We start from the raw sequence: 6,116 nt of genomic DNA, 5'->3' as shown, positions 1-6,116 counted from the left end.
CCATACAGTGTGCCGCTTAGGGCCAGATGGCCCCCTTGGAAATCCCCTCTGATATCCTGTTATCTGCTTTGGCCGCCTGCGGGCGGCGTTTTGCTTTGGGCAGGGTGGTTGGGCATGGCTAGCAGCGGACGCTTCCCCGGTTACAGGATGCTCTCATAGTGCCCCAATACTTTGGCTGGTACGGAAGCCACAGGGCGTTCCAAAGGGGCGCAAGGTTTTTGGCTCTGTGCCCCGGTAACCATCCTGATAAGTTCGTGGACAAAAATTGCCTTTAGGAGGGTTCAGAATATCTGGTTCATCGCTGTATTGTAAATAGTATTGATTGAATGAACGCCGATGGATATTGCTCACATAGGCTTTAAATTCTGGTTGAGCCGGTCAACCATCCATGCCAGGCGTTTTGTGCGTCCCGCGTCTGTCTTTGCGTCGAAGTATGCCCGTGTGTATGTTTTCTTGACAGAAGGAGACATCGCCGAAAAATTGGTATAAGCGGGTTCATATTCTTTCAGTATCGAGGATAAAGATGCAATCTGTTCCTCTGTAACTGCCGGAGACTTCGGGGCATCCCACTGGCCGTTTTTCTTGGCTTCCTCGATCTTCTCCCTGCCGTAATCGGTCATGGTGCCCTGTTTCTCCAGCTTTTCAGCCAATGCTTTGTTCTTTTCAGACCATTTGCTGTTTTCTCTGCGCAAAGAGAAATACTTTTTATAGGTGGTTTCATCGATGCTCTGCATCTGCCCGTCGATCCATCCATAGCACAGGGCTTCTTCAAGTGCTTCGCTTGCTTTGATCGTTTTCGGTCCTCCGTTTTTGCCGAACAGCAGCCAGACACCGGCGCTTGACCGGCAGTTTTCCTGCAGCCAGCTTCTAAATTCTTCCCGATTGGAAAATACCATCATATCGCTCATCGTATGGACCTCCTCCCTGAATCCCATTGCCGAAACAATGCAAATCCGTGTTCAATCACTTCACATCCCGCATGACATGGATGCAACATAGCATGTATTGCGCCGCAAATCCATGCCGCTGTGCGGGATGGCGTTTCGTTCGTGTAGATGATGTCTTTCTTATGAAAAATGAATAGCATTTAAAAAGCCCATGCAGGATGTCATGGGCTTTTTTGCTTTGACAGCAAAGTTACAGGATTCTATTTTGATCAGTCGAGCTTGAGCACCGCCATGAACGCCTCCTGCGGAACCTCTACGGAACCGAGCTGGCGCATGCGCTTCTTGCCCTCCTTCTGTTTTTCAAGCAGCTTCTTTTTACGCGTGATGTCGCCGCCGTAGCACTTCGCAAGGACATCCTTGCGCATCGCCTTGACGGTTTCGCGGGCGATGATCTTGCCGCCGATGGCAGCCTGGATCGGCACCTCGAACATCTGGCGCGGGATGTTGTCCTTGAGCTTTTCCGCAATCCTTCTCGCGCGCGGATAGGCCTTGTCGGCATGCACGATGAAGGACAGCGCATCGACGACATCGCCGTTCAGCAGAATGTCGAGCTTGACAAGCTTGGACGGCTCATAGCCCTTCATATCGTAGTCAAACGACGCGTAGCCGCGGGTGCGGGATTTGAGCGCGTCGAAGAAATCGTAGATGATCTCGTTGAGCGGAAGCTCATAGTGCAGCTCGACGCGGTCGGTGTCGAGATACTGGGTATCCTTGTACACGCCGCGGCGTTCCTGGCACAGCTCCATGATGTTGCCGATGAACTCGGTCGGCGTCATGATGCTGGCGTTGACCATCGGTTCCTCGGCGTCCATGATGTTCGCCGGGTCCGGATAGTTGGTCGGGTTGTCGATGTAAACCGTCTCGCCGCTGGTCATCATGATTTTATAGATGACGCTCGGCGCGGTCGTGATCAGATCAAGATTGTATTCACGCTCCAGCCGCTCCTGAATGATCTCCATGTGCAGCAGGCCCAGGAAGCCGCAGCGGAAGCCGAAGCCGAGCGCGATCGAGGTTTCCGGGTCGAAGGTCAGGGACGCGTCGTTGAGCTGAAGCTTTTCAAGCGCGTCGCGCAGGTCCGGATACTTCGCGCCGTCCGCCGGGTAGATGCCGCAGAAGACCATCGGCGTAACCTTGCGGTAGCCGGGAAGCGGTTCATCTGCCGGATTGTCGGCATCGGTCACCGTGTCGCCGACCGTCGTGTCGCGCACATTCTTGATGCTGGCCGTGATATAGCCAACCTCACCGGCTGACAATTCGTCGCAGGGAACCAGCTCGGTCGCGCCCATGTAGCCGACCTCGACGACGCTGAACTCGGCGCCCGTCGCCATCATGCGGATGCGGGTGCCGGGCTTCACGGTGCCCTCCTTGACGCGGACATAGACGATGACGCCCTTATAGCTGTCATAATAGGAATCGAAGATCAGCGCCTGCAGCGGCGCGGTTTCATCTCCCTGCGGCGCGGGGACGTCGGTCACGATGCGTTCGAGCACCTCCTCGATGTTCTGGCCGATTTTAGCCGAGATGCGCGGCGCGTCCATGGCGGGGATGCCGATGATATCCTCGATCTCATGGCAGGCCCGCTGCGGGTCGGCGGACGGCAGGTCGATCTTGTTGACGACCGGCACGACCTCCAGGTCATGTTCGATGGCAAGATAGGTGTTCGCCAGGGTCTGCGCTTCAATGCCCTGGGAGGCGTCCACCACAAGGACCGCGCCTTCGCAGGCGGCAAGGGAACGGGAGACCTCATAGTTGAAGTCGACGTGTCCCGGCGTGTCAATGAGGTTGAACGTATAGGTTTCCCCATCATTCGCAGTGTAATTGAGCTTGACCGCCCTTGCCTTGATCGTGATGCCCCTTTCGCGCTCGATATCCATATTGTCGAGCAGCTGTTCCTCCATGTCACGCAGAGCAACGGCACTGGTTTTTTCCAGGATGCGGTCCGCCAGCGTAGATTTTCCGTGATCGATATGCGCTATGATACAGAAATTGCGAATCTTATCGCGTGATTGATGCATACGTTTTTCACCTCATAAAAGTACTTTACATCGGTAAGCATGGTTCTCATATAACCGGAATCGGCTGTCCATCCGCAGAGGTTTTCGAACCGCGGCAAGCCGTTTGTACTAGAAATCTGCTCTTGATATGCTGATATGATAATCCCCTATCAGTTTTTGCGAAGCTCTCAGATTGTCCGGCGTTTGTTGACTGCCAGCAGGATTTTGGTGATCGCGGCGACCAGGATGCCGGCGACAATCGCCTCCGGTACGCCGTTGACGCCGATGATGCCCATGATAAAACCGAACAACGCTTCTATCGGTTTATTTTGCGCAGCCGCATAGGCGTCTCCAAAGAACACATAGATGCCGCCCATGACGAGCAGTGTATTGACAAGCGACCCGGCTACGCCGCAGATGGCGAGCGACGCGGTCTGATTGAAATTCTTTCTGGTAAAGAACCGGAATAAATATCCTGCGACGACGCCGATCAGGATGCGCGGCACAAGCGCGATGACCACGCTCCAGAGGTTGCCGCTCATGTTGCCGACACTGTAAAACGGCGTGAAGACGAACGAGGTAGCCGTCGGCGTAAAAGTGTTGATCAGAAGACTCAGCACGCCGAACACGCCGCCCAGGAAACCGCCGGCCGCCGGGCCCATCAGGCAGGCGCCGATGATGACCGGGATATGGATTGTGGTAGCGCGGGTGAATCCAAGCGGAATGAATCCGAGCGGGGTCAGAGCCAGCACAATTTCGATCGCGCACAGCAGGGCGATCTGCACCATCGTTCTGGTAGTCTTATTTTTCATAGTATGTACATTCCTTTCCTTTTCAATGTAGACAAATGGATCGGTTTGTCGGCTTCGCCGAAAGGGATGTCGTTCCCCTGTCTCAGGCAGGGGAATTGGAAAACCTGCGCGGGAATCTGCACAGGTTTTCATCAACTTATTATTATACAGTTTTTTGCCGCATTTCGCAAGATAGAACCGAAAAATAATCTGATTCTATAAGAAGGCATGGCGCTATTCGCTTTTGGAGAGCAGTTCAACCATCAGCTTTGCGCCGGCTTTCAGGCCCAGTTCAAAATAGGCGTTTTGATTGGCGGAGATGACGGAATAGATTTTTTCTGTCAGGATTTCGTATTCCTTTGTGCTGCAGGGATGGAACGCCTGCACAGTGCGCAGCATTTCCCGTTCCGGTTCCAGCACGTCTTTGCAGTATCGATCCGGTTCGATCCGGTCGATCTTGATGTCATCGATGAAATATTCGCGAAGCTGATGGATATCAGCTTTGCTCAGTAATTCTTTCAGCATAATCGGCACCTCTTGCAAAATAGATTCATTGTAGAATATTTTAATTGTATATCAAAAACATTGTTCGGTCAATACTATGAACCTATTGTATTGTAAAATAATTTTACAGGGAAAGGGGTGTATATAGTGAAAGAAGTTAAACCGTTGCACGAAAGAATTAGAGAACTTCGTGAAGATCATGATCTCAAACAAGAAGATGTTGCAAAATTTCTAGGTATAAAACAACAATATTATTCTAATTATGAAATGGGTACCTATGTTTTGCCAATTAGGCATTTAATTAGTCTTGCAGAACTTTATCAGTGCAATACGGATTATATTTTAGGTTTAACTGGCTATGAACATTCGTTGGACAAATTAAGGGAACCGTTCTATCATTATGTTACACTAGGATCAGTGGTGTCCGATATAATATCGTTAGTGCCTGAAAAGCGTAAAATGTTATTAGATTATCTTACTTTTCTGGTATCGTTGCAAGAAAAGTAGACTTGCGTTTATATTATTTTATGATAGGATTGACAGATATGAGAGATAAGTCTGGAACAGTTTCAATAGTTGTAGCGATAATAGGTTTTATTGGAATAGTACTGTCGTCGATTATTACAGGAATATTTAGTTATAACAATGGACAGAAAAGCATGGAAGGGATGCTTTACAGTGAAAACCAAGCTTTAAATGAGAAAAATAATCAACTGCAAGAAGACTACAAGCAACTTTCAAAGGAGTATAACGATTTTAAAAATAAAATAGAAAGTTTTAATAATTCTGAATCTTCATCGTCAAACACGTCAACCAATACAGATGAAGAGTTAGACTCATCGGACTGGATGGATCAATGTCCGCCATATCAAGTGTTTTCAAATGCACTTGGCGCAGAAATATATGATGGTAAAAATGGGAAAACCTTTGAAGTGTCAGGGGAAAAAATAATAAAAGGTTTTACACTTCCTTGTAGTGAAAGTACATTTGCAATATTTAATCTATCGGGAAAATACTCATCAGTTTCATTTTATGCTGGTCATGCAGAAGGGCATATTTTTAGTCAATATTCTACAATGAAGATTTTTTTAGATGGAGAATTATATAAAGAATATCAAGTCGATGCAACAGATATATATCAAAAGTATGATATCCCGTTAGACCATGCAAACTCTATGAAAATTACACTTGATGGCGGAGGAACAACTTTTGGTTTTTTTAAAGGTAGATTTAAAATATAAAATATAAAACTGTTTTTAATGATTATAACTATTCGGTTATCTGCTTCGGCCGCCTGCGGGCGGCTTTTTGTTTTGGGCTGAGTGGTTGGGCATAGCTAGCAGCGGACGCTTCCCCGGCTACGGGTTTCTTTCATGGTACCCCAATACCTTTGCTGGTTCGTGGACTGACATTGATTCTTTTGGTTTTGCATTGGTCATGGATATATCATGATTCTTCGATCAAGCATCTTACAAGGAATCTACAGGGATTCAACTCTCTTAGACAGGCACGTCGGGCAACCACCCTGTTTATTTAGAGCACAAAACAAAACCTTTCTCGCACGGCATAGAACTGGTCACACTGCTGATGGATTCGGAATACAGAGCGAGCAGAGATATATAAATGCAGCCTACCAAGCGACGGACGTTCGAACCCAGCGAACGCTGTGTTTCCTTGCCCCGCTGAGAAGCGGACGGGCAGAGGGGGTTTCCAAAGGGGGAATGACGTCCATTCTCACTATACCGAAGCGGCATGCCCCCTTTGGCGGCCTTTCTTGGTTACTTCTTTGGCCGCGCAAAGAAGTAACTGCCACTTTGCCAAGTGGTACTTGGTAAACACAAGAAATCCGCTGCACCGCAGCGAAAAAGCCTCCGCCAAGC

Annotated in this window: 6 protein-coding genes; 2 read left to right on the top strand and 4 right to left on the bottom strand. The window is 49.0% G+C overall.

Translation table 11 applies throughout. The features are described from left to right. Positions 1-347: 347 nt before the first annotated feature. From BN348_RS02735 to BN348_RS02720, 4 genes are all read right to left on the bottom strand, one after another. Entirely contained in the window at positions 348-908 is a 561-nt protein-coding gene (locus tag BN348_RS02735) for a YdeI/OmpD-associated family protein (protein WP_040196031.1), read from the bottom strand. A 248-nt stretch (positions 909-1,156) separates the two neighbouring features. Further along, the gene (gene lepA, locus BN348_RS02730; RefSeq protein WP_040196030.1) at positions 1,157-2,962 is read right to left on the bottom strand and encodes a translation elongation factor 4; all 1,806 of its coding nucleotides are present in this window, start codon (positions 2,960-2,962) and stop codon (positions 1,157-1,159) included. A gap of 167 nt (positions 2,963-3,129) precedes the next feature. Beyond that, on the bottom strand, positions 3,130-3,753 hold the full coding sequence (locus BN348_RS02725; protein ID WP_040196028.1) for an ECF transporter S component: 624 nt from the start codon (positions 3,751-3,753) through the stop codon (positions 3,130-3,132). Positions 3,754-3,966: 213 nt separating this feature from the next. Beyond that, entirely contained in the window at positions 3,967-4,257 is a 291-nt protein-coding gene (locus BN348_RS02720; RefSeq protein WP_040196027.1) for a hypothetical protein, read from the bottom strand. 126 nt (positions 4,258-4,383) lie between these two features. Here BN348_RS02720 and BN348_RS13485 point away from each other — a divergent pair, with 126 nt between their 5' ends. Both BN348_RS13485 and BN348_RS02710 read left to right on the top strand, forming a co-directional pair. Further along, on the top strand, positions 4,384-4,743 hold the full coding sequence (locus tag BN348_RS13485; protein WP_242844293.1) for a helix-turn-helix domain-containing protein: 360 nt from the start codon (positions 4,384-4,386) through the stop codon (positions 4,741-4,743). 38 nt (positions 4,744-4,781) lie between these two features. After that, positions 4,782-5,477, top strand: a complete 696-nt coding sequence (locus tag BN348_RS02710; protein ID WP_156136394.1) for a hypothetical protein — start codon at positions 4,782-4,784, stop codon at positions 5,475-5,477. Positions 5,478-6,116: the final 639 nt, after the last annotated feature.

This window comes from Candidatus Soleaferrea massiliensis AP7 (assembly GCF_000820765.1).
Classification (GTDB): Bacteria; Bacillota; Clostridia; order Oscillospirales; family Ruminococcaceae; genus Soleaferrea; species Soleaferrea massiliensis.
This window is presented reverse-complemented; position numbering and strand designations above follow the sequence as displayed.